Origin of the sequence: Paraburkholderia sp. SIMBA_030 (assembly GCF_046535245.1) — a bacterium.
Classification (GTDB): domain Bacteria; phylum Pseudomonadota; class Gammaproteobacteria; order Burkholderiales; family Burkholderiaceae; genus Paraburkholderia.
Genome location: NZ_JAWRXB010000235.1, coordinates 1 through 315, shown reverse-complemented (window position 1 = coordinate 315; position 315 = coordinate 1). Strand labels below are relative to the sequence as shown.

The 315-nt window shown below is 36.8% G+C and carries 1 protein-coding gene; it reads right to left on the bottom strand.

Annotated features, from left to right (window positions below; translation table 11 throughout):
- Window positions 1-69: 69 nt before the first annotated feature.
- Window positions 70-153 carry a putative holin-like toxin gene (locus SB772_RS39810; protein ID WP_410577678.1) on the bottom strand — a complete coding sequence of 28 codons (84 nt, stop codon included), beginning with the start codon at window positions 151-153 and terminating at the stop codon, window positions 70-72.
- Between the last annotated feature and the right edge of the window lie 162 nt (window positions 154-315).

The window sequence follows — 315 nt, the reverse complement described above, 5'->3', positions numbered from 1 at the left end:
GTCAAAAGGCTTACTCGATGCGGTTTCTTAGTGGACCTATCCCTTCAGGTTTTGAGGCTTAAGGGAGGTCTATTTTTTATTTATATATGTCAACAGGGCGGTTATAAACGACTCGAATGCAAGCATTAACATTAATGCCTGAAATGGTGACATAAGCATCACCCCCCTTTCTATAGGGAGTGAGCAAGACTCCCTTAAGTGAGCATACTTAATGTACAGGAATCATTTATATGTGGTTAAAAACCCATTCAGTTACTAAAATGAAAAGAACCATGTTAGAATCAGGTTCTTTTTTTGTATTTAAGTTAAATACCT